This window comes from Paraburkholderia tagetis, assembly GCF_022213065.1.
Lineage (GTDB): Bacteria > Pseudomonadota > Gammaproteobacteria > Burkholderiales > Burkholderiaceae > Paraburkholderia > Paraburkholderia tagetis.
The window spans coordinates 144,519-165,158 of record NZ_JAKLJA010000003.1; the positions used below are offsets into that span (position 1 = coordinate 144,519).

The following is a 20,640-nucleotide window of genomic DNA, read 5'->3' on the forward strand; positions in this document are numbered from 1 at the left end:
CGGCGACATCCGCAGCGGCTGGCCGCTGCGAGTATGCCGCGCATCATGAGACCGACGCGAGACAGGCCTGTGACGCCCCGCTTCGTTGCGCGTTACCTGAATTGGGCGCGCGCTCGGGACCCGGCGTCGGTGGCGTGCCGCACATCCGCGGCACGAAGCGCGTGAGGCGTGCCGGGCGCCGACAGCCCGCGCGCAGGCCGAAGGGAAACCGGGCGGGGCACGCGCGGAGCGCTTGCCGCCGGGTTCAGCGCTGCTAGCGCTGGGCGACCAGCATACCGCGCAAATCGTCGAAGACCTGTTCCGGGCTCAGTTCGCGCAGGCAGTTCAGATGCCCGAGCGGACACTCGCGCGCAAAGCAGGGGCTGCAATCGAGATGAAGCCATTGTACCTTTGCGAGCTCGGACAAGGGCGGCGTGTGGCGTGGATCCGTCGATCCGTAGAGCGCCACCAGCGGCCGGCGCAGCGCCGCGGCCACATGCATGAGGCCCGAATCGTTGGTCACCACGGCGCTCGCGCGCGAGATGAGCGCGCAGGCTTCGCCTAGCGCGGTCTGGCCGCACAGGTTGCGCACATTCGGGGCTTTTTCGGCGATGGCCTGGGCGAGCGGTGCGTCCTTGGGCGAACCGAGCGCGACGATCTGCGTGTACGGGAACGACTGCGCGATCATGCGCGCGAGCGCCGCGAAGTGCTCGGGCGGCCAGCGCTTGGCGGGGCCGTATTCGGCGCCGGGGCAGAACACCAGCAGCGGCACGCGCGTGTCGAGATTGAAGCGCGCCGAGACGCGCGAGGCCTCGTTCGGATCCGATTCGAGACGCGGCATCGGCAGATCGTCGGGCACGGTGGCGCCGGGCGCATAGGCCAGCGCGGCGTAATGCCTGACCATCGGCGGCCGCTCGTCCTTGGGCGGATTCGTGTGGCGCACGTTCAGAAAGCCGTAGCGGCTCTCGCCCGTGTAGCCGATGCGCAGCGGAATGTTCGCGAGCCACGGGATCAGCGCGGACTTGAGCGAGTTCGGCAGCACGTAGACCGCGTCGTAGCCTTCGGCGCGCAGGTCGCCGGCCAGTTGCCAGCGGCGCAGCAGTTGCAGCTTGCCGTGGCCGAGGTCGGTGGCGTAGACGTCGCGTATCTCGGGCATGCGCTCGAGCACGGGCGCAACCCAGGTGGGCGCAATCGCATCGATGTCGATGCGCGGATGCAGTTTCACGAGCCGCGAAAAAAGCGGCTGCGCCATCAGTGCGTCACCGATCCAATTCGGTGCAATTACCAGCGCGCGGCGCATCGGGAGTCAGGGTCCGGAAAAAGGGCAAGGATTTCGTGCGCGCTCTGGCAACTTCGGGCCAGAGCGTGCGCGCGAAACGCGGTTAGGAGATCGGCGCGGCAAGCGCGCCGGCAAGCTGCGGGCCGCCCGAAGCGGCCGGTGCAGCGGACGTACGCCATGGCTTCGGCTTCGGCGGCTTTAGTGGCTTTATCGGCTTTAGCGGCTGGGCTGGCGCGAGGCAAGCGCAGGCACGGGCGCACATGCACACAAAACGGCACACAAACGGCACGCAAACCCGCACAAACGGCACGCAAACGCTGGACAGACACGCGGCAGGCGCAGGGAGCACGCCGCGTGCCGTCGGGCACCGGCGAAGCGCGAGGAATCCCAAACGTTGCCGGCGCGACCGTGGCCGGTCGAGACCGACAGTAGCCAGCTTCGGCCGTCAGTGGCCGTGCACGACCTCGCCGTCGCGCAGCTTGTAGCGGGTGCTGCAATACGGGCACTTCGCTTCGCCGTGCGTCACGTCGAGAAAGACGCGCGGATGGTTGCTCCAGCGCGGCATCGACGGATTCGGGCAATACGCAGGCAGGTCCTTGGCCTTCAACTCGACCAGCGGCATTTCCTTGAGTTCGCTCATGAGGATGATTCTCTTTGTATCAATGGGGCGCTGGCGGGTCGTCAGGGCTGTCGCGCGGCACCAAGGCCACGCGCGAACCTCTTGGCGCGCGCTTCAGGCAAAGAGGGGCATTTTAACGTCATTTGTGCGCTGCAAGCGCGCCCGCGGGCACGCGCAGTGGGGTTTCGGGGGCACTTTCGGAGCGCCCCGGGCGGATCGCCCCGTCGCCGAGGCACGACGCGGTCATCAGGCCTGTAAGGCTCTGTAAGGTCCGCGCAGCGTTCGCGCACGCGTTCGTGCAAATACGTGACATTCTCCGAGGCACGGCTCAGATCGTCCTGGCTATCGGCTAAAATACCGATCTCGCAATTCGATGCTGGCCTCGCGCCCGGCGCCGAGCAGCGACCCGCAGCGGCGCCAGGACCCGGCACAGGGCCAGCAGAGGGCAGCCGCGCGGATCCCGCGCCGCGCCCCTTGCGCCTTTGCCGCCCGCGCCCCGATTGCATGCGTTGTGCACGAGTTGTGCACGAGTTGTGCACGCGTTGCCACGCGTAGTATTCGGCGCCCGCATCGTCTTGCCACCGCTTTCCCACCATCAAGATGACATGTCCATGAACAAGGTTCTGCGTCTCTCCGACCTGATCTCCGAAGGCAAGCTCAAGGGTAAGCGGGTGTTCATCCGCGCCGACCTGAACGTGCCGCAGGACGACCAGGGCAACATCACCGAAGACACCCGCGTGCGCGCTTCCGTGCCGGCCATCAAGGCGGCGCTCGACGCCGGCGCGGCCGTTATGGTCACCTCGCACCTGGGCCGCCCGACCGAAGGCGAATTCAAGCCCGAAGACTCGCTCGCACCCGTCGCGAAGCGCCTTTCCGAACTGCTCGGCCGCGACGTGCCGCTGGTCGCGAGCTGGGTTGAAAACGGCGTGAACGTCGCGCCGGGCAACGTTGTCCTGCTCGAAAACTGCCGCGTCAACAAGGGCGAGAAGAAGAATTCGGACGAGCTCTCGCAAAAGATGGCGAAGCTCTGCGACATCTACGTCAACGACGCATTCGGCACCGCGCACCGCGCCGAAGCCACCACCTACGGCATCGCGAAGTACGCGGGCATCGCCTGCGCGGGTCCGCTGCTGGCGGCCGAGCTCGACGCGCTCGGCAAGGCGCTCGGCGCGCCCAAGCGCCCGCTCGTGGCGATCGTCGCGGGCTCGAAGGTCTCGACCAAGCTCACCATCCTCAAGTCGCTGGCCGAGAAGGTGGACCAGCTGATCGTCGGCGGCGGCATCGCCAACACGTTCATGCTGGCCGCGGGCCTGAAGATCGGCAAGTCGCTCGCCGAGGTCGATCTCGTCGACGACGCCAAGGCGATCATCGAAGCGGCGCGTGCGCGCGGCGCCTCGGTGCCGATCCCGACCGACGTCGTGACCGCCAAGGAATTCTCGCCGACGGCCAAGGCCGAGACGAAGAACGTGGCCGATGTGGCCGACGACGACATGATCCTCGACATCGGCCCGGTCACGGCCAACGCGCTCGCCGCGCAACTCGCGCAGGCCGGCACGATCGTGTGGAACGGCCCGGTCGGCGTGTTCGAGTTCGATCAGTTCGGCAACGGCACGAAGACGCTCGCGAGCGCCATCGCCAATTCGGGTGCGTTCTCGATCGCCGGCGGCGGCGACACGCTCGCGGCCATCGCGAAGTACGACATCGCCGACAAGATCAGCTATATCTCGACCGGCGGCGGCGCTTTCCTGGAATTCCTCGAGGGCAAGAAGCTGCCGGCCGTGGAAGTGCTCGAAACCCGGGCGGCAGGCTAAGTGGCGCCGCGCGCCCCGGCCGGGAAGGCACTCACCAAGTCTCCTCGTGCCAGCGCGGCCAAGCCCCGCGGCGCAGCCGGGGCCGCGAAAGACAAGGGGCGCACCGCGCCCCGGACAGGTACGGCGCAGGCGAACGCGACGCCCGCCGTCACCTCAGGCACAAGCATAAAAAACGCCGCATCGGCCCGCACGGCCGAGGCGGCGACCTCGAAGAAAGCGACGCCGGGTATGACCGGTGCGCGTTCCGGCCCCGCCATATCGGCGTTGGCGCCGGCCAGCACATCTCGCAGTAACGGTTTTTCCAGCGATCCTTTCCAGACGAGGAGACACATGCATCGCGCCACCAAGATTGTCGCCACCATCGGTCCGGCTTCCAGCACGCCGGACATCCTGCTGAAAATGATCCGCGCAGGATTGGACGTGGTGCGCCTCAACTTCTCGCACGGCACCGCCGACGACCACCGTCAGCGCGCCGAAATGGTGCGGGAGTGCGCCCGCCAGTCCGGCCGCGAAGTCGCGATCATGGCCGACCTGCAAGGCCCCAAGATTCGCGTGGGCAAGTTCGAGCACGGCAAGACGACGCTCGAGCCGGGCCAGTCCTTCATCCTCGACGCCGAGTGCGAACTCGGCAACGACGAGCGTGTCGGTCTCGACTACAAGGATCTGCCGCGCGACCTGAAGCCCGCCGACGTGCTGCTGCTCAACGACGGCCTGATCGTGCTCGACGTGGTGCGCGTGATCGGCAGCGAGATCCACACCACCGTGCGTGTGGGCGGCGACCTGTCGAACAACAAGGGCATCAACCGCCAGGGCGGCGGCCTCACGGCGCCCGCGCTCACCGCGAAGGACATGGAAGACATCCGCACCGCGATGTCGCTGAGCGTGGACTTCGTCGCCGTGTCGTTCCCGAAGAACGCCACTGACATGGAAATGGCGCGCCAGCTCGCGAACATCGCGGGCGCGCCCTACGGCGTCAAGCCGAAGATGATCGCGAAGATCGAGCGCGCCGAGGCCATTCCGGCGCTGCAGGAGATTCTCGATTCGTCGGACGGCATCATGGTCGCGCGCGGCGACCTGGCCGTGGAAGTCGGCAACGCGGCCGTGCCGGCGCTGCAAAAGCGCATGATCCGCATGGCGCGCGACTCGAACAAGCTCGTGATCACCGCCACGCAGATGATGGAGTCGATGATCCACGCGCCCGTGCCCACGCGCGCCGAAGTCTCGGACGTCGCGAACGCGGTGCTCGACGGCACCGACGCCGTGATGCTCTCGGCCGAATCGGCGGCGGGCAAGTACCCGGTGCAGACCATCGAGGCCATGGCCGCGATCTGTGTGGAAGCGGAGAAGTCGGAGCAGAGCGAGCTCGACAAGGATTTCCTCGACCGCACCTTCACGCGTATCGACCAGTCGATCGCGATGGGCGCGCTCTTCACGGCCTACCACCTGGGCGCGAAGGCCATCGTGGCGCTCACGGACTCGGGCTCGACCGCGCTCTGGATGTCGCGCCACTGGACCCACGTGCCCATCTTCGCGCTCACGCCGCGTACCGGCAGCGAGCGGGCGATGTCGCTGTATCGCAATGTCACGCCGCTGCATCTCGACACCAGCAGCGACCGCGACACCGCGCTGCAGCAGGCCATCGAGGTGGTGGTTAGCAAGGGCTACGCGGCGCGCGGCGACATGGTCGTGCTGACCGTGGGCGAGCCGATGGGCCAGCCGGGCGGCACCAACACGCTGAAGATCGTGCGCGTGGGTGACGTTCTCTAAATTCGCGGCGAATTTTTTTGCTTTATTTTCGCGGCGCGCGAAAGCAGGCGATCGGCACCTCTCGCACCCCTCGCTGGTCGCTGTTGCTTTCCGAGACTGGTATCAAATTGGTATCTGATTGGCGCCGGATAAGTGCCTGTTAGATGTCTTTTCGCTGCATATGCAGCCCGCGCGCGACGGACGCAGCGCGCGGGCTGTCAACTCTTTTTGCATCTTCTCGCCAATTTGACGTCCTGATACGCTAATTTCATGCCAGTTCGTTTTTTTGGTGGCGGGAACGTAGCGGCTTCGCGATAAAATCACGCAATTGAGCCCGCAGCGGGTCGCGCGGGCAGTGGCCGCCAGGCTGCTCTCGACCGGTCGCGCAAGACGGCCGGCGGCACGAAGCAATTCGTTTTAAATCAAAGGAGTAGCAACAATGCCTCTCGTTTCAATGCGTCAACTGCTCGATCACGCGGCTGAGCACGGCTATGGCCTGCCGGCGTTCAACGTGAACAACCTGGAGCAGGTCCAGGCGATCATGGAAGCGGCGAACCAGGTTGGCTCGCCGGTGATCATGCAAGCCTCGGCGGGCGCGCGCAAATATGCGGGCGAGCCGTTCCTGCGCCACCTGATCGAAGCCGCGGTCGAGTCGTATCCGCATATTCCGGTCGTGATGCACCAGGACCACGGCCAGTCGCCGGCAGTCTGCATGGCCGCCATCCGCAGCGGTTTCACCAGCGTGATGATGGACGGCTCGCTCGAAGCCGACGGCAAGACGGTTGCTTCGTACGAGTACAACGTCGATGTTTCGCGCAAGGTCGTCGAAATGGCGCACTCGATTGGCATCACCGTGGAAGCGGAACTGGGCGTGCTCGGCTCGCTCGAAACGATGAAGGGCGACAAGGAAGATGGTCACGGCGCCGAAGGCACCATGACGCGCGAGCAGCTCCTGACCGATCCGGAGCAGGCCGCCGACTTCGTGAAGCTCACGCAGTGCGACGCGCTGGCCATTGCCATCGGCACCTCGCACGGCGCGTACAAGTTCTCCAAGAAGCCCACGGGCGACATCCTGTCGATCCAGCGCATCAAGGAAATCCACGCACGCATTCCGAACACGCACCTCGTGATGCACGGCTCGTCCTCGGTGCCGCAGGAACTGCTCGCGGAAATCCGCGAATTCGGCGGCGACATGAAGGAAACCTACGGCGTGCCGGTGGAGGAGATCCAGGAAGGCATCCGTCACGGCGTGCGCAAGATCAACATCGACACGGACCTGCGTCTGGCGATCACGGGCGCGATCCGTCGCTATATGTTCGAGAACCCGTCGAAGTTCGACCCGCGCGACTACCTGAAGCCGGCTCGCGAAGCGGCGAAGAAGGTTTGCGTGGACCGCTTCCTCGCGTTCGGTTGCGAAGGCCAGGCTGGCAAGATCAAGCCGGTCGCGCTCGACAAGATTGCTGAGAAGTACAAGTCGGGCGAACTCGCGCAGATCGTCCGCTAAAGCGGGTGTTTGCGCCGGCTGGCGGGTGATTGCCCCGGCTGGGTTCGCACTGTGCCTGCCGGCAGTACCTGACCGGCAGTACCTCGCCGGCCGCCCGAAGTGGTAAAAAACATCGCCGTTTCCGCCTGTTTTGGGGGAACGGCGATGGGCTTTTCTGGGATTTCTGATTAGTTTTGGTTTACCCTCGCAGTACTTTCAGATTCCGGCTCCCCGCCGCGGACTGATTCCGCGATCCTGGACCGCATTTTTTGTCCGGATCTGCCCGTTTTCGATTGTCCTTTTAGCGAATCACGACGATGTCTACCCTCTACGAATCCACGCTCCGCTCGCTGCCGCTCCTCGGCCGCGGCAAGGTCCGCGACAACTATGCCGTGGGCGACGACAAGCTGCTGATCGTCACGACCGACCGCCTGTCGGCGTTCGACGTCATCATGGGCGAGCCGATTCCGCGCAAGGGCGAGGTGCTCAACCAGATGGCCGACTTCTGGTTCGAGAAGCTCAAGCATGTCGTGCCGAACCACCTCACGGGCGTCGCGCCGGAAAGCGTCGTGGCCGCCGACGAAGTCGATCAGGTCAAGGGCCGCGCCGTGGTGGTGAAGCGCCTGGAGCCGATCCTCGTCGAGGCCGTGGTGCGCGGCTATCTGGCCGGCAGCGGCTGGAAGGATTATCAGGCGACGGGCGCCGTGTGCGGCGTCGAGCTGCCGCCGGGCCTGCAAAACGCGCAGAAGCTGCCCGAGCCGATCTTCACGCCGGCGGCCAAGGCCGAAATGGGCCACCACGACGAGAACATCACCTACGAAGAGATGGAGCGCCGCATCGGCACCGAGCTCTCGCGCACCATCAAAGAGATTTCGATCAAGCTGTACAAGGAAGCCGCCGATTACGCGGCCACGCGCGGCATCATCATCGCCGACACCAAGTTCGAGTTCGGTCTGGACAACCAGGGCCAGCTCTATCTGATGGACGAGGCGCTCACCGCCGATTCGTCGCGCTTCTGGCCGGCGGACCAATATCAGGTGGGCTCGAACCCGCCGTCGTTCGACAAGCAGTTCGTGCGCGACTGGCTCGAAACCCAGGACTGGAAGAAGGAGCCGCCGGCGCCGAAGCTGCCCGACGATGTGCTGGCGAAGACGTCGGCGAAATATCAGGAGGCGCTCGAGCGCCTCACCGGTCAGAAGCTGGCATAAATCAGCGCAAAGAGGGAAGAAGGAAGCACAATGAGTGAAGTTCAGACGGCTCACCAGCATGCGGCGCCGCTCGTCGGCGTGTTGATGGGCTCCAGCTCCGACTGGGACACGATGAAGCACGCGGTCGCGATCCTGCAGGAGTTCGGCGTCGCGTACGAGGCGAAGGTGGTCTCGGCGCACCGCATGCCCGACGAAATGTTCGAGTACGCGGAGCGCGCGCGCGAGCGCGGCCTGCGCGCGATCATCGCGGGCGCGGGCGGCGCGGCGCACCTGCCGGGCATGCTGGCGGCCAAGACCACGGTGCCCGTGCTCGGCGTGCCGGCGGTCAGCAAGTACCTGAAGGGCGTGGACTCGCTTCACTCGATCGTGCAGATGCCCAAGGGCGTGCCGGTCGCGACCTTCGCCATCGGCGAGGCAGGCGCGGCCAATGCGGCACTCTTCGCCGTCTCGATGCTGAGCGTGACCGATCCCGAATATGCAAACAAGCTCGCGGCCTTCCGCGTGCGCCAGAACGAAGCGGCACACGCGATGGTGCTGCCGGCGCTTTGACTGCGGCGCGCGAAGGCGCTCGCAGTGAAACCGCGCAGTGAAGCTGTGAAGTGACATCGTCGAGACGCAAAGAGGCGGGGCCGTGCGCTCCCGCCTCTTGCCGTTGCGACGTTAAACCTCGGTCTGGCCCGCGCGCCGTCTCCCGGCGCGGCGCGGCCAGCCGCGACCGACCACGAAGATGACTTCTGACAACTCTCCGGTTTCACCGATCCTGCCCGGCGCCTGGCTGGGCATGGTGGGTGGCGGCCAGCTCGGCCGCATGTTCTGCTTTGCCGCTCAGGCAATGGGCTATCGCGTTGCCGTGCTCGATCCCGATGCGACGAGCCCCGCTGGCGCCGTCGCCGACCGCCATATCTGCGCACCCTACGACGACGAAGCCGCGCTGACCGAGCTCGCGCGCCTGTGCGCGGCCATCTCGACCGAATTCGAGAACGTGCCCGCGGCGAGCCTCGACGCGCTCGCGAAGTCGACCTTCGTGAGCCCCGCCGGCCGCTGCGTGGCCGTCGCGCAGGACCGCATCGCCGAGAAGCGCTTTATTGCGGCTGCGGGCGTGCCGGTCGCGCCGCATGTGGTGATCGAGTCGTCGCAGGCGCTCGCCGCGATCGGCGACGAGGCGCTTGTCGCCGTGCTGCCGGGCATTCTCAAGACCGCGCGCATGGGCTACGACGGCAAAGGCCAGATCCGCGTGACCAACGCCGAGGAAGTGCGCGAGGCGCATGCGTCGCTCGGCGGCGTGGCCTGCGTGCTGGAAAAGCGCCTGCCGCTGAAGTTCGAGGTGAGCGCGCTCATCGCACGCGGCGTGAGCGGCGCGAGCGTGGTCTATCCGCTCGCGCAGAACGTGCACCGCAACGGCGTGCTCTCGCACACCATCGTGCCCGCGCCCGACGCGAGCCCAGCGCTCGTGCAGCAGGCGCAGCAGGCGGCGATCCAGATCGCGGCGAAGCTCGGCTATGTGGGCGTGCTGTGCGTGGAATTCTTCATCCTCGAAGACGGCTCGCTCGTTGCCAATGAAATGGCGCCGCGCCCGCACAATTCCGGCCACTATACGGTCGATGCGTGCGCTACGAGCCAGTTCGAGCAGCAGGTGCGCGCGATGACCGGCATGCCGCTCGGCGACCCGCGCCAGCACTCGCCGGCCGTGATGCTCAACATTCTCGGCGACGTGTGGTTTTCCGCGGGCGCCGCCGATGCGAAGCCGCAAGGTCCTCGTTCGGGCGCCACGCCCGTTATCCCGCCATGGGACCAGGTCGCGGCGATGCCCTCCGCGCGCCTGCATCTGTACGGCAAGGAAGAGGCGCGTCCAGGCCGCAAGATGGGCCACGTGAACTTCACCGCACCGACGCTCGACGAAGCGCGCACGGCCGCACGCGATTGCGCGCGCCTGTTGCACATTGCCACGCGCTGAGCCGGGCCGCATCATGTCCGATAAGCAGCCAAGCCGGAACGTCGGCACGCCTGAATTAAGCGGGCCTCAGCCGGCTGCCGCCGACATCGAGCAGGCCGCCGCATTGCTCGACGCGGGCGAGCTGGTTGCGTTTCCGACCGAGACGGTCTACGGGCTCGGCGGCGACGCGGCGAGCCCCGAGGCCGTCGCGCGCATCTACGCCGCAAAGGGCCGGCCCGCGAATCATCCGGTGATCGTGCATCTGCCGCCGGGCGGCGACCCTCGGTACTGGGCTGCCGAGTGGCCCGAGGCCGCGCAGAAGCTCGTCGATGCCTTCTGGCCCGGCCCGCTGACCTTGATCGTCAAACGCCATGCGCGCATTCCCGATGCGGTGAGCGGCGGCCAGGATTCCGTGGGCTTGCGCTGCCCCTCGCATCCGGTGGCGCAGCAACTGCTGGCCGCGTTCTCGAAGCGGCGCGGCGGCCATGGCGGCGTCGCGGCGCCCTCGGCGAACCGCTTCGGCCACGTGAGCCCGACCACGGCGCAGCACGTGCGCGAGGAGTTCGGCGCGACGGTGCACGTGCTCGACGGCGGCCCGTGCGACGTCGGCATCGAGTCGACGATTCTCGACCTCTCGCGCGGCTTCCCGGCGCTGCTGCGCCCGGGTCATGTGAGCCCGCACGATATCGCGCGCGTGCTGGGCGAGGCGCCGCGCCTGCCCGATGGCTCGGACGCCACGGCGCCGCGCGCTTCGGGCACGCTCAAGGCGCATTACGCGCCGCGCACGCCGCTCGCGCTGCTGCCGTTCGAGGCGCTGGAGCCGCTGCTAGCCGCCGCGCGCGACGCGGGCGAAACGGTGGCGCTGGTGGCGCGCGGCTCGCGCGCCGGCGCGTGGGCGAGCGCCGCGAACGTGCATTTCGTGGCCGCGCCGGAAGAGCCGCAGGCCTACGCGCGCGAACTCTATGGCCTGCTGCGCGCGCTCGATCGCGCGAACGTCTCGCGCATCCTCATCGAGAAGCTGCCCGAGACCATCGAGTGGATTGCCGTGAACGACCGCCTCGGCCGCGCGGCCGCGGCGTTCGAGGCGCAGCAGGACTAAAGCGCGATCGCTCTCGCTCAATGAAAACACCCCACGACCCTGACGGGCCGTGGGGTGTTTTTTCGCGTGCCGGGAGGGCCTGCACGTGTGGCTGCGTGGGGCTTTCTGCGCGGCTTACTGCGCGGCTTACTGTGCGACTTACTGCGGAGCCTTGCCGATGCCAGCTGCTGCGAGCTGCTTTTCGACGTAGGTGGCGAACTGCGCGTGCAACGCGGTGCTCGGGTGCACGAGATCCGCGAACATGTAGGTCGTGGGTGCATTGGGCGTCTTCAGCGTCTGCGGCGAGCAGAACAGCGAGCTGCCGAAGTTCTGGCCGTATGCCTGCGCGTAGGCGTTGATGGTGGCCTGCGGCGTCGTGGCCGGGTTCAGGCCCAGCGTGCTTTGCGGATTGGCCAGTGCATAGTTGGTAGCGTTGGTCACCATCTGCGTGAGGTTGCAGGCGGTATCCGTGTTCGTCACGGTGAAGCCGAGGCTCGCCGCGTTCTGGACCGACTGGTCGATCCACGAGAACGTATCGATCGGGATGACCTTCTTTGCCGCGAGCGAAGGCTGAAGACCCTGCAGCAACGCGAGGTTGTACATCGCCGAAACGAGCGAGAGCGCCTGGTCGGGCGCGTTCGCGGAGCCGGGCGTCGCGCCGGCGCTCGAATCGGCGGCCAGCGCTGCCGGCGTCTTGCCGATGTCGGGCGCCGTCGCGACCGCGACCTTGGCCGTGCCGGCAATCTGCGTGTTGACGAGCGTGGCCAGCGTCTGGGCGGCGGTTAGGATCGGCATGACCGACGCGAAGTCGGTGCTGGCGTTCGGGTCCGACGTGACGATGTTCAGCGCGATGGCAGCGGGCACGAGCGCCTGGGCCTGTGCCGTCGTAAAGCCCTCGGCCACCAGTTGCTGAAGCGCCTTTTGCTGGGTCGCGGGGTCGCTCGCGGCCGCCGTGAAGTTGGCTTTGGCGAGCGCGGTGGCGAACGCCGTGAGCCCGGCGCCCTTGTTATCGAGCAGCACCAGGATTTCGTTCGCGCCACCTTCGACGAGCACGATCTGATTTGCATTGAAGCCGCCGTGCTGCGCCAGATACTGGTTGACCTGCCAGGTCAGCGGCTGCTCGCTCGCGGCCGGAATCGCGGCGCTGATATTGGCCACGCCGCCGGTCGAGACCATCGCGCCGCCCTGTGCGTAGTCGAGGCCGCCCGTTGCCGTCAACGGCACGCCGAAGCCGCCTTCGAAGGCCGGCGTGAGCGGATTGCCGAAATACTCGGAGACCTTCTGCGCCCAGACTTCGCCCGGGTTGGTCGTGAAGCGGCCGCCACCGAAGCCTGGCAGAATCTGCTCCGAATACGTGCCGGCGTCGGTGAGGCTCGTACCGAATGCCACCACCTGCATGCTCACGCCGGACGGCGGCGGCGTGCTCGCGTTGCTGCTACTGCCGCCACCGCCGCCGCACGCGGCGAGGAGGGCGAAAGCCGCGCTTGCGAGAGCGATCTGCGTGGCGCGCACGAGCTTACGGTGCTCCGGTCCTTGTTGCTTCATATTCACTTCATCTCCTCTGTGTGTGGCCTGTGTTGCCACTGCCTGATGCCAGCTTCTGATGCTGCCTGTGCCGCTTGTCTTCTCGCGCCGAGGTTATGTTCTGGCCGTCAGACTACGCAATCTGTCAGATTTTGTGCGACTCGAAGTCACCCTCGGTGTTGTTTTCCGACACGCATGTTCCTGTCGCGATCATGCCGGGCCCGATCTGCGCCGCGTCCCGGCGCGCGCACCAGTCGGGCGGCGCGAACAGCGCGGCAAGCCGCGAGCGCAAGTCGGGCATGCGCGAGGAGTCGCGCGCCATGGCAAGCCACTCGTGAAAGCTCGCCTTGAGCGGGTTGTAGGTGTCGAGCGGCTTGACGATGCCGTAGACGGGCGGCTCGTGCGCGTCTTCCTCGACATAGCTGCCGAACAGGCGGTCCCAGATCGCAAGCATGCCTGCGTAATTGCGATCGATGTATTGCGCATTGCGTGCGTGATAGACGCGATGCATCGACGGCGTGTTGAGCACGTATTCGAGCCAGCCCAGTTTTGCGATGGCCTGGGTGTGCACGAAGGGCGCGAGGGCGAGCAACAGCCATTCAGCGTCGAACTGCACGAACGTCGGTCCTCCTTGTCCCGTGTGCGGCGCTGGCGAGTCAGCGCGGCGTTGTTGTGTTGTGTCGATCGCGCCTGGCCATATTCTGAGGCGCCACCGGACTTTGCCCGTCAGAGTACACGCCCGATGCGTGCGGCGCTCGGGGCTTTGCTAGAGGAAATCTTCGAGCGGCGCGCCCGGCAGGAGAGGGTGTGGGGAGCGGGAAGGGGCCGCGCGCAGGTCAAGTCGATGGACCTGGTCGGCATACGAAGTCATCAAGGCAAGCGTGCGTTACGAACGAGCGGCGCAGCGCGATGCCGATGCACCGCTCGTTCGAGCGCGCCAGGATTGCGCTGGCGCGCCAATGCCATCAATGCGCGCCGCGTGTCCGCTTTACGGTCTGATTCACGGCCTTATGCCCGGCAGCCTTGCTGGTCTTTTCCGCTTTCGCCACGTGGCCGGCTCTCGCCGCCTTGGGCGCGCGCTTCGGATGCGGATCGACATACACGGGCTTTTCCTCGGGCATGCCTTGGTAGACCCATTCGAGCAGCGCGTCGTGCGCAGCGCGCGCGGCTTCGGCACGCGGATCGTTGATAAGGCTCACGACGATCCAGCTCTCGCCGTTTTGCGCGGCCACATAGCCCGCGATCGCGCGCACGTCGCGCAGCGTGCCGGTCTTGATATGCGCATTGCCGTCCACGCCCGCATTGTTCAGGCGGTGGCGCATCGTGCCGTCCACGCCCGCGATTGGCAGCGAGTCGATGAACGGCTGCGCCACCGGGCTCGCATTGGCGGCTTGCAGCAGATTCGCGAGCGAGAGCGCGCTGATGTGCTCCTCGCGCGACAGGCCGCAGCCGTTGTCGAGCACGAGATCCGACATGGAGAGGCCGCTCTTGCGCAGGAACGCGGAGACGGCGGCGGCGGCCTTCGCCGTGGTCGCGGGCGGCTTGCCTTCGACGGCGCCGAGCGTGAGGAACAGGTTGCGCGCCATCACGTTGTTGCTGAACTTGTTGATGTCGTGCACGACGTCCGAGAGCGGCGGGCTCTGATGCACGCCCAGCAGACGCGCGCGCGGCGGCACGACGCCTTCGCGCGTGGTGCCCGAAAAGCTGCCGCCGGCTTGCTGCCAGAGCGCGAGAAAGCCGTCGGCGAAGAAGGTGCTGTGATCGACAGGCGCGGCCATGTTGAGCGTGCGCTCGCCGCAGTGCATCGCGTAGTTGCCCGCGAAGCTTGCCGTGACGATGCCGTTCGCGCCCGGCGTGACCTGCGGGCTCGGCAGCAGGCCGCCGCACTTGCCGCCGCGCTCGCGGATCTGGTTGTCGATCTGCCATTGCGCAACGGGCGGCACCACGTTGATCGAGACGCCTTCACGCGAAGGCGAGAACGTGAACGAGACCGCCTTGAACGCGTACATCAACGGATCGGGGCCGACGTTGTACGGCGCGCTGTCGTCGCCGTCGAACGAGGGCAGGTCGCGCGTGGACACGTCGAACTCGCTCTTGTCGAGCACGAGTGCGCCTTCGATGCGCACGATGCCGGTTGCGCGGATCTTCTGCACGAGATCGATCAGTTCCTCGGGGACGAGCTTCGGGTCGCCCGTGCCCTTGATGTAGAGGTTGCCGTGCAGGGTACCGCTCGCGTCCACGTCGCCGTCGGTGTAGGCGCTGGTCTTCCAGCGGTAGTCGGGCCCGAGCATCGCGAGGCCGCTCCACGTGGTGACCAGCTTCATCGTCGAGGCGGGCATCATCGGCTGGCCCGCGTTGACGGCGACGCTCGGCTGGCGGTCGCCCACTTTCTCGATCACGACGCTCACCGACGACAGCGGCACGTGTGCGCGCTCGAGCCCCGCCATCACGCTGGGCGGCAGGACGGTGCTGACATTGATCGTGGGCACGCGAGCGCCCGCGGGCTGGGCCTCGGCCGGCGTGCCGGCAAAGGTCGCGGCGAGCGCTGCGCAGGCAAGGGCGAGCGCGAGGGGACGAACAAAGGGACGAACGAGGGGACGAGTGCGGGGACGAACAAGGGCGCGCGGTGTGTTCAGGCGCAACAGGGTGCGTAGTCGGGACAGCGAAACGGGCGGCATGAAGAACGTTGGACGAGGGCAGGCAATGCAGGGGCCGCGCGCGGCGCGTTATGCCCGGGTTGGCCCGGGCGGGCCCGGGGGGCTTTGCGCGACATCGTGCGCGGACGCGGAAACGGCAGGCGCGCGGCTTTCGCGATGCGTGCGTCGACTTGCGTTGCCTTGCGTGCCGACCGAGGAAAACTCGAAGACAACGCGAAGGCAACTGAAAGGGCGCGTTCGCATCGCGGCGCCGCGCGCCGCAAAAGCGCCCATTGTAAAGACCTCGCGTGGCGTGCGCGTATCGTCAGCGAGAAATGTGAGAAAAGTCGCGCGAACACAGCGTCCGGCAGCGCAGGGCAGCCGCACGGCAGCACCAGATGCCCGCATGCGTTCGCGTTTTCGTCCGCGCGCGCCGTCATGCCCGGCGGGAGCGCGGCGCTTCGCGTGCTGCCGGAGCATCTGTTGAAGGCAGGCGGCGTGTGGCGTGAGTCGAGTGGCGAGGCGCTAGAATGCACCCATCGTCATTTACTTCAGGCGCGGCGCCGCGCGTGCCGCCTTGCCAATTCATTCATTACGATGCGCATACTGCTAGTCGAAGATGACCGCATGATCGCCGAGGGTGTGCGCAAGGCGCTGCGCGGCGAAGGCTTCGCGGTCGACTGGGTCGAGGACGGCGACGCCGCGCTCTCGGCCGCGAGCGCGGACGCCTACGATCTGATGCTGCTCGACCTCGGGCTGCCCAAGCGCGATGGTCTCGACGTGCTGCGCACGCTGCGCGCGCGCAATGTGGCGCTGCCCGTGCTGATCCTCACCGCGCGCGACGCCATTGCCGACCGCGTGAAGGGCCTCGATGCCGGCGCCGACGACTACCTCATCAAGCCCTTCGATCTCGACGAACTGGGCGCGCGCATGCGCGCGCTGATCCGCCGCCAGTCGGGCCGCAGCGACTCCACGATCCGCCACGGCTCGATCACGCTCGATCCCGCCTCCCACCAGGTCACTCAGGACGGCGCGCCCGTTGCGCTCTCCGCGCGCGAGTTCGCCTTGCTCGAGGCGCTGCTCGCGCGCCCCGGCGCGGTGCTCTCCAAGACCCAGCTCGAAGAGAAGATGTACGGCTGGGGCGAGGAGATCGGCAGCAACACGGTCGAGGTCTATATCCACGCGCTGCGCAAGAAGCTCGGCGCCGATCTGATCCGCAACGTGCGCGGCCTCGGCTACATGATCGCCAAAGACGCATGAGGACGCGTGAGGATGCATGAAGACGCGCGCCGCCCGATGAGTTCTGCATGAGTTCAATTCGAAGACAACTGCTGTTCTGGCTCCTCGCGATCGTGGTCGCGGGCGTGAGCCTGGCGGGCTGGCTGATCTATCGTCAGGCGCTCGCCGAAGCCAACGAGCTGTTCGATTACCAGTTGCAGGAGATTGCCGCAGCGCTGCCTTCCGAGCCGTTCAACGAGATTCTCAGCTCGCGCGACACCGGCACGGAAGGCATCGTCCTGCAGATCTGGAACCGCAACGGCGAGCTGATGTACTACTCGCATCCGCGTGCGCCGCTCGCGCCGCGCGCGGAACTCGGCTTTTCGACCGAGCGCACCGACCGCGGCGACTGGCGCGTCTATGGCGCGATCGTCGGCGACAACGTCGTGCAGCTCGCCCAGCCGATGACCGTGCGCAACCGGCTCGCCGCGAACGTCGCGCTGCGCACGCTCTGGCCGCTGATCGTGCTGCTGCCGTTCCTCGGGCTTGCCGTGTGGATGGTGGTGGGGCGTGGCCTCAAGCCGCTCTCGCGCGTGGCGCGCGCGCTCGACACGCGCCATCCCGAGGCGCTGGAGCCGCTGCCCGAAGAGCGCCTGCCGCGCGAGGTGACGCCGCTCGTGCATGCGCTCAACGCGCTGCTCGAGCGTCTCGCTCAGGCGCTCGATACGCAAAAGGCCTTCGTGGCCGATGCCGCGCACGAATTGCGCACGCCGCTCGCGGCCGTGCAGATTCAGGCGCAACTCGTTGCGCGCGCAAGGGATGACGAAACGCGCCGCGAAGCGCTCGGCGATCTGCAGGCGGGCGTGACGCGCGCCACGCGCCTCGCGGAGCAACTGCTCGCGCTCGCGCGCTCGGAACCCGATGGCCACGCACGCGAGCAAAGCGTCGACCTGCATGCGCTGCTCGACGATTGTGTGCTCAACTATGCGCCGCTCGCGCAGCAGCGCGGCGTGGACCTCGGCATCGAGGAGAGCGGCGATGCGCACGTGCACGGCGACGCCGACGCCTTGCGCGTGATGTTCAACAACCTGCTCGACAACGCAACGAAATACACGCCTGCGGGCGGCTGCGTGGACGTGAGCCTCATCGTGAACGACGGGCATCCGCTCGTGCGGATCGAGGATAGCGGGCCCGGCATTCCCGTCGACGAACGCGAGCGCGTGTTCGACCGCTTCTATCGCGTGGGCGCGAGTGCGAACCGCGCGCGCACGGATGTATCGGGCACGGGGCTCGGTCTCGCGATCGTGCGCCGCATTGCCGACCAGCACGACGCCACGATCACGCTCGGCGACTCGCCGGCGGGCGGGTTGCAGGTGGACGTGCGGTTTTGAGCGAGGCGCGCCGTGTGTGCTTTTTCGCGCTTGCAGAATGAGCCGCCCTGGTCGCGGCTGGTCTCGAAGGCCCCGCAAACGCCCGCTGCACGGGCTTTTGCGCTGAAGTTCCCCGCTTAAGACTCCTTTAAGCGATACCGCTTAATCTTCGTTACGTCGTGTCAGTATCCCGCGCAAGGAGTCCGCTATGAATACCAAAGTCATTACCCGCAGTGCCGTGGCTATCGCCGTTGCCGTCGCGTTGTCGGCGGGCTACGTGGCCGGGCGCCGCGACGTGCCGCCGCCGCAGGTCATCACGCCGGCGCAGGCCGCGATGATGCCGGCCGAAGCCGCGGCCAAGACCGGCATTCCTGACTTCTCGGGCCTCGTGGAAACCTACGGCCCGGCGGTCGTCAACATCAGTGCGAAGCACGTGGTGAAGCAGACGTCCATGCGCGGCGGCGGATCGCAGCAACTGCCGATCGATCCGAGCGATCCGTTCTACCAGTTCTTCAAGCACTTCTACGGCGGCGTGCCCGGCATGGGCGGCGAAGGTGGCGGCGGTGGCGGCATGCAGCCCGACGCGCCGAGCACGAGTCTCGGCTCGGGCTTCATCATCAGCCCGGACGGCTACATCCTCACCAACGCGCACGTCGTGGACGGCGCGAACGTCGTGACCGTGAAGCTCACCGACAAGCGCGAATTCAAGGCCAAAGTCGTGGGCGCCGACAAGCAGTCCGACGTCGCCGTGCTCAAGATCGACGCGAAGGAACTGCCGACCGTGAAGATCGGCGACCCGCGCCAGAGCAAGGTCGGCCAGTGGGTGGTGGCGATCGGCTCGCCCTATGGCTTCGACAACACGGTGACCTCGGGCATCATCAGCGCGAAGTCGCGCTCGCTGCCCGACGAGAACTACACGCCGTTCATTCAGACCGACGTGCCGGTGAACCCCGGCAACTCGGGTGGCCCGCTGTTTAATCTGCAGGGCGAGGTAATCGGCATCAACTCGATGATCTACTCGCAGACGGGCGGCTTCCAGGGCCTTTCGTTCGCTATCCCGATCACCGAGGCGATCAAGGTCAAGGACGATCTCGTCAAGACCGGTCATGTGAATCGCGGGCGCCTCGGCGTCGCGGTGCAGTCGATGAACCAGACGCTCGCCAACTCGTTCGGCATGGACAAGCCGCGCGGCGCGCTGGTGAGCTCGGTGGATGCGAACGGTCCGGCCGCCAAGGCGGGCCTGAAGCCCGGCGACGTGATTCTCGCCGTGAACGGCGAGCCGGTGGGCGACTCGTCCGACCTGCCTGCGCTGATCGCGGGCATGAAGCCGGGCACGAAGGCCGACATTCAGGTGTGGCGCGACAAGTCGACCAAGGACGTCTCGGCGACGATCGGCGCGCTCTCCGACAGCAAGGTCGCGTCGAACGACACGCCGCAGTCGCAGATGCAGGGACGCCTGGGCGTCGCGGTGCGTCCGCTCACGCCCGAAGAGCGGGGCAACGGCTCGATCGATCATGGCTTGCTCGTCGAGCAGTCGGCCGGTGCGGCGGAAAACGCGGGTATCCAGCCCGGCGACGTGATCCTCGCCGTGAACGGCCGCGCGGTGACGAGCGCCGATCAGCTCAAGCAGATGATCGCGCACGCGGGCAACAGCATCGCACTCCTGATCCAGCGCGACGACGCGCAGATCTTCGTGCCGGTCGATCTCGGCTGATCGACGTATCGATTCGCTCCAGCGGCCTGGCGTATAACGCATACCGGGATTTCCGGGCCGCTTTTTCACTGCCGCCGTGGGCTTTGTGCCCCGGCGGCAGTTTTCTTTTCTGCGGCGCGCGCCATCGGGCGTTGCGTGCGCCGGTCTTCGGGTGTGACTCCTGTCCCCTAAATGGGCATGCATTTTGCGGCGATTTTGTTTCGAAGCAACTTGTAAGGAGCAGTCACGATGAAGAGGTTCCGTAAAACGCGTCCTGTCCTTTCGAGCGTCGCGCTCGCGGCGACCCTGACATTGGGTTTCGCAGATGGTGCGGCAGCGCAGCAAAGCGCGCCGGTGCAGCAAGTACCGATGCCGCAAGGCGGCGAGCCGATGCAGCAAGCGCCGATGCCGCAAAGTGGCGCGCCAGTGCAACAAGTGCCGATGCCGCAAGGCGGCGCACCGATGCAGCAAGCGCCGACGCAACAAGGTGGCGCAACGATGCAGCACATGCCGATGCAGCAAGGCGGCACCAACGGCTCAACGGACGGTATGAATCCCAGGAACGGCACGGTGGGCGGTTCGAGCACCGATACGTCGAGCGCCGGCAATACCAACGGCGGCGGCATGCCGCAAGTGCAGCAACAAGGCGGCGTCGAATACGTGTCGGGCGGTGTCGGCCTTGACGAGTCGAAGGCGCTGCAAGCCGCACGCTCGCAGTGGCCGCTTTCTCTGCGCTTCACCGACCGCAACGCCGAATTCGTCGCCGACGTGCACGTGCAGGTCGTCGACGCCCACGGCGCGAGCGTGCTCGATGCGACTTCGCGCGGACCGTACATGCTCGTGCGTGTGCGCCCGGGGCGCTATACCGTGCACGTGAGCCACGACGGCGTCAACAAGACCAGCGCCGTGACGGTAGGCTCGAACGGCAGCGCCCGCGCTTCCTTCGTCTGGTGAGCCGGGGCTGCGCGCGCGGCATCTCGAATTCGCGCAAGCCGCCGGAGTTTCGCCGATAATGAAGCCACGGGCTTGCCGTGGCTTCTTGGGCACCGCCGCAGTGCGACCA

General features: G+C 66.8%; 16 protein-coding genes and 1 pseudogene. 11 read left to right on the forward strand and 6 right to left on the reverse strand.

The window, feature by feature from the left end; genetic code table 11:
• Nucleotides 1–253 precede the first annotated feature (253 nt).
• Complete coding sequence (gene waaF, locus L5014_RS05790) at nt 254–1,279, reverse strand: lipopolysaccharide heptosyltransferase II (RefSeq protein ID WP_238462627.1); 1,026 nt, start codon at nt 1,277–1,279, stop codon at nt 254–256.
• A gap of 424 nt (nt 1,280–1,703) precedes the next feature.
• A complete protein-coding gene (locus L5014_RS05795; protein ID WP_213299692.1) occupies nt 1,704–1,898 on the reverse strand; it encodes a zinc-finger domain-containing protein in 195 nt (64 codons plus the stop codon).
• A gap of 590 nt (nt 1,899–2,488) precedes the next feature.
• Here L5014_RS05795 and L5014_RS05800 point away from each other — a divergent pair.
• Nucleotides 2,489–3,688, forward strand: a complete 1,200-nt coding sequence (locus L5014_RS05800) for a phosphoglycerate kinase (protein WP_238462628.1) — start codon at nt 2,489–2,491, stop codon at nt 3,686–3,688.
• On the opposite strand, the gene L5014_RS05805 is transcribed toward L5014_RS05800, so the two are convergent.
• Nucleotides 3,685–4,020, reverse strand: coding sequence for a hypothetical protein (locus L5014_RS05805; protein ID WP_238462629.1), 336 nt, complete (start codon nt 4,018–4,020; stop codon nt 3,685–3,687). The two genes, L5014_RS05800 and L5014_RS05805, sit on opposite strands and share 4 nt — an antisense overlap.
• Here L5014_RS05805 and pyk point away from each other — a divergent pair.
• The 6 genes from pyk (at nt 4,019) to L5014_RS05835 (ending at nt 11,157) form a co-directional block, all read left to right on the forward strand.
• The gene (pyk, locus tag L5014_RS05810; RefSeq protein WP_238462630.1) at nt 4,019–5,455 is read left to right on the forward strand and encodes a pyruvate kinase; all 1,437 of its coding nucleotides are present in this window, start codon (nt 4,019–4,021) and stop codon (nt 5,453–5,455) included. The two genes, L5014_RS05805 and pyk, sit on opposite strands and share 2 nt — an antisense overlap.
• A gap of 418 nt (nt 5,456–5,873) precedes the next feature.
• Nucleotides 5,874–6,938 carry a class II fructose-bisphosphate aldolase gene (gene fba / locus L5014_RS05815; protein WP_238462631.1) on the forward strand — a complete coding sequence of 355 codons (1,065 nt, stop codon included), beginning with the start codon at nt 5,874–5,876 and terminating at the stop codon, nt 6,936–6,938.
• Nucleotides 6,939–7,234: 296 nt separating this feature from the next.
• Nucleotides 7,235–8,125, forward strand: coding sequence for a phosphoribosylaminoimidazolesuccinocarboxamide synthase (locus tag L5014_RS05820; RefSeq protein ID WP_238462632.1), 891 nt, complete (start codon nt 7,235–7,237; stop codon nt 8,123–8,125).
• Between the two features lie 30 nt (nt 8,126–8,155).
• On the forward strand, nt 8,156–8,674 hold the full coding sequence (purE, locus tag L5014_RS05825) for a 5-(carboxyamino)imidazole ribonucleotide mutase (protein ID WP_238462633.1): 519 nt from the start codon (nt 8,156–8,158) through the stop codon (nt 8,672–8,674).
• A gap of 178 nt (nt 8,675–8,852) precedes the next feature.
• Nucleotides 8,853–10,079, forward strand: a complete 1,227-nt coding sequence (locus L5014_RS05830; RefSeq protein WP_238462634.1) for a 5-(carboxyamino)imidazole ribonucleotide synthase — start codon at nt 8,853–8,855, stop codon at nt 10,077–10,079.
• Nucleotides 10,080–10,092: 13 nt separating this feature from the next.
• Nucleotides 10,093–11,157 carry an L-threonylcarbamoyladenylate synthase gene (locus tag L5014_RS05835; protein ID WP_238462635.1) on the forward strand — a complete coding sequence of 355 codons (1,065 nt, stop codon included), beginning with the start codon at nt 10,093–10,095 and terminating at the stop codon, nt 11,155–11,157.
• 138 nt (nt 11,158–11,295) lie between these two features.
• Here the strand turns inward: L5014_RS05835 and L5014_RS05840 are convergent, their stop codons facing one another.
• The 3 genes and pseudogenes from L5014_RS05840 to dacB all read right to left on the reverse strand — a co-directional run bounded on the left by L5014_RS05840 (nt 11,296) and on the right by dacB (nt 15,338).
• Entirely contained in the window at nt 11,296–12,681 is a 1,386-nt protein-coding gene (locus tag L5014_RS05840; RefSeq protein WP_238462636.1) for an SGNH/GDSL hydrolase family protein, read from the reverse strand.
• A gap of 124 nt (nt 12,682–12,805) precedes the next feature.
• A pseudogene (locus L5014_RS05845) lies at nt 12,806–13,234 on the reverse strand (sterol desaturase family protein); the annotation flags it as partial.
• Nucleotides 13,235–13,625: 391 nt separating this feature from the next.
• Complete coding sequence (gene dacB, locus L5014_RS05850; RefSeq protein WP_420800022.1) at nt 13,626–15,338, reverse strand: D-alanyl-D-alanine carboxypeptidase/D-alanyl-D-alanine endopeptidase; 1,713 nt, start codon at nt 15,336–15,338, stop codon at nt 13,626–13,628.
• A 555-nt stretch (nt 15,339–15,893) separates the two neighbouring features.
• Between dacB and L5014_RS05855 the strand changes: the two genes are divergently transcribed.
• The 4 genes from L5014_RS05855 (at nt 15,894) to L5014_RS05870 (ending at nt 20,531) form a co-directional block, all read left to right on the forward strand.
• Nucleotides 15,894–16,556, forward strand: a complete 663-nt coding sequence (locus tag L5014_RS05855; RefSeq protein WP_238462637.1) for a response regulator — start codon at nt 15,894–15,896, stop codon at nt 16,554–16,556.
• A 47-nt stretch (nt 16,557–16,603) separates the two neighbouring features.
• The gene (locus L5014_RS05860) at nt 16,604–17,905 is read left to right on the forward strand and encodes an ATP-binding protein (protein ID WP_238462638.1); all 1,302 of its coding nucleotides are present in this window, start codon (nt 16,604–16,606) and stop codon (nt 17,903–17,905) included.
• A 187-nt stretch (nt 17,906–18,092) separates the two neighbouring features.
• On the forward strand, nt 18,093–19,598 hold the full coding sequence (locus L5014_RS05865) for a DegQ family serine endoprotease (protein ID WP_238462639.1): 1,506 nt from the start codon (nt 18,093–18,095) through the stop codon (nt 19,596–19,598).
• 492 nt (nt 19,599–20,090) lie between these two features.
• Complete coding sequence (locus tag L5014_RS05870; RefSeq protein ID WP_238462868.1) at nt 20,091–20,531, forward strand: carboxypeptidase-like regulatory domain-containing protein; 441 nt, start codon at nt 20,091–20,093, stop codon at nt 20,529–20,531.
• Nucleotides 20,532–20,640: the final 109 nt, after the last annotated feature.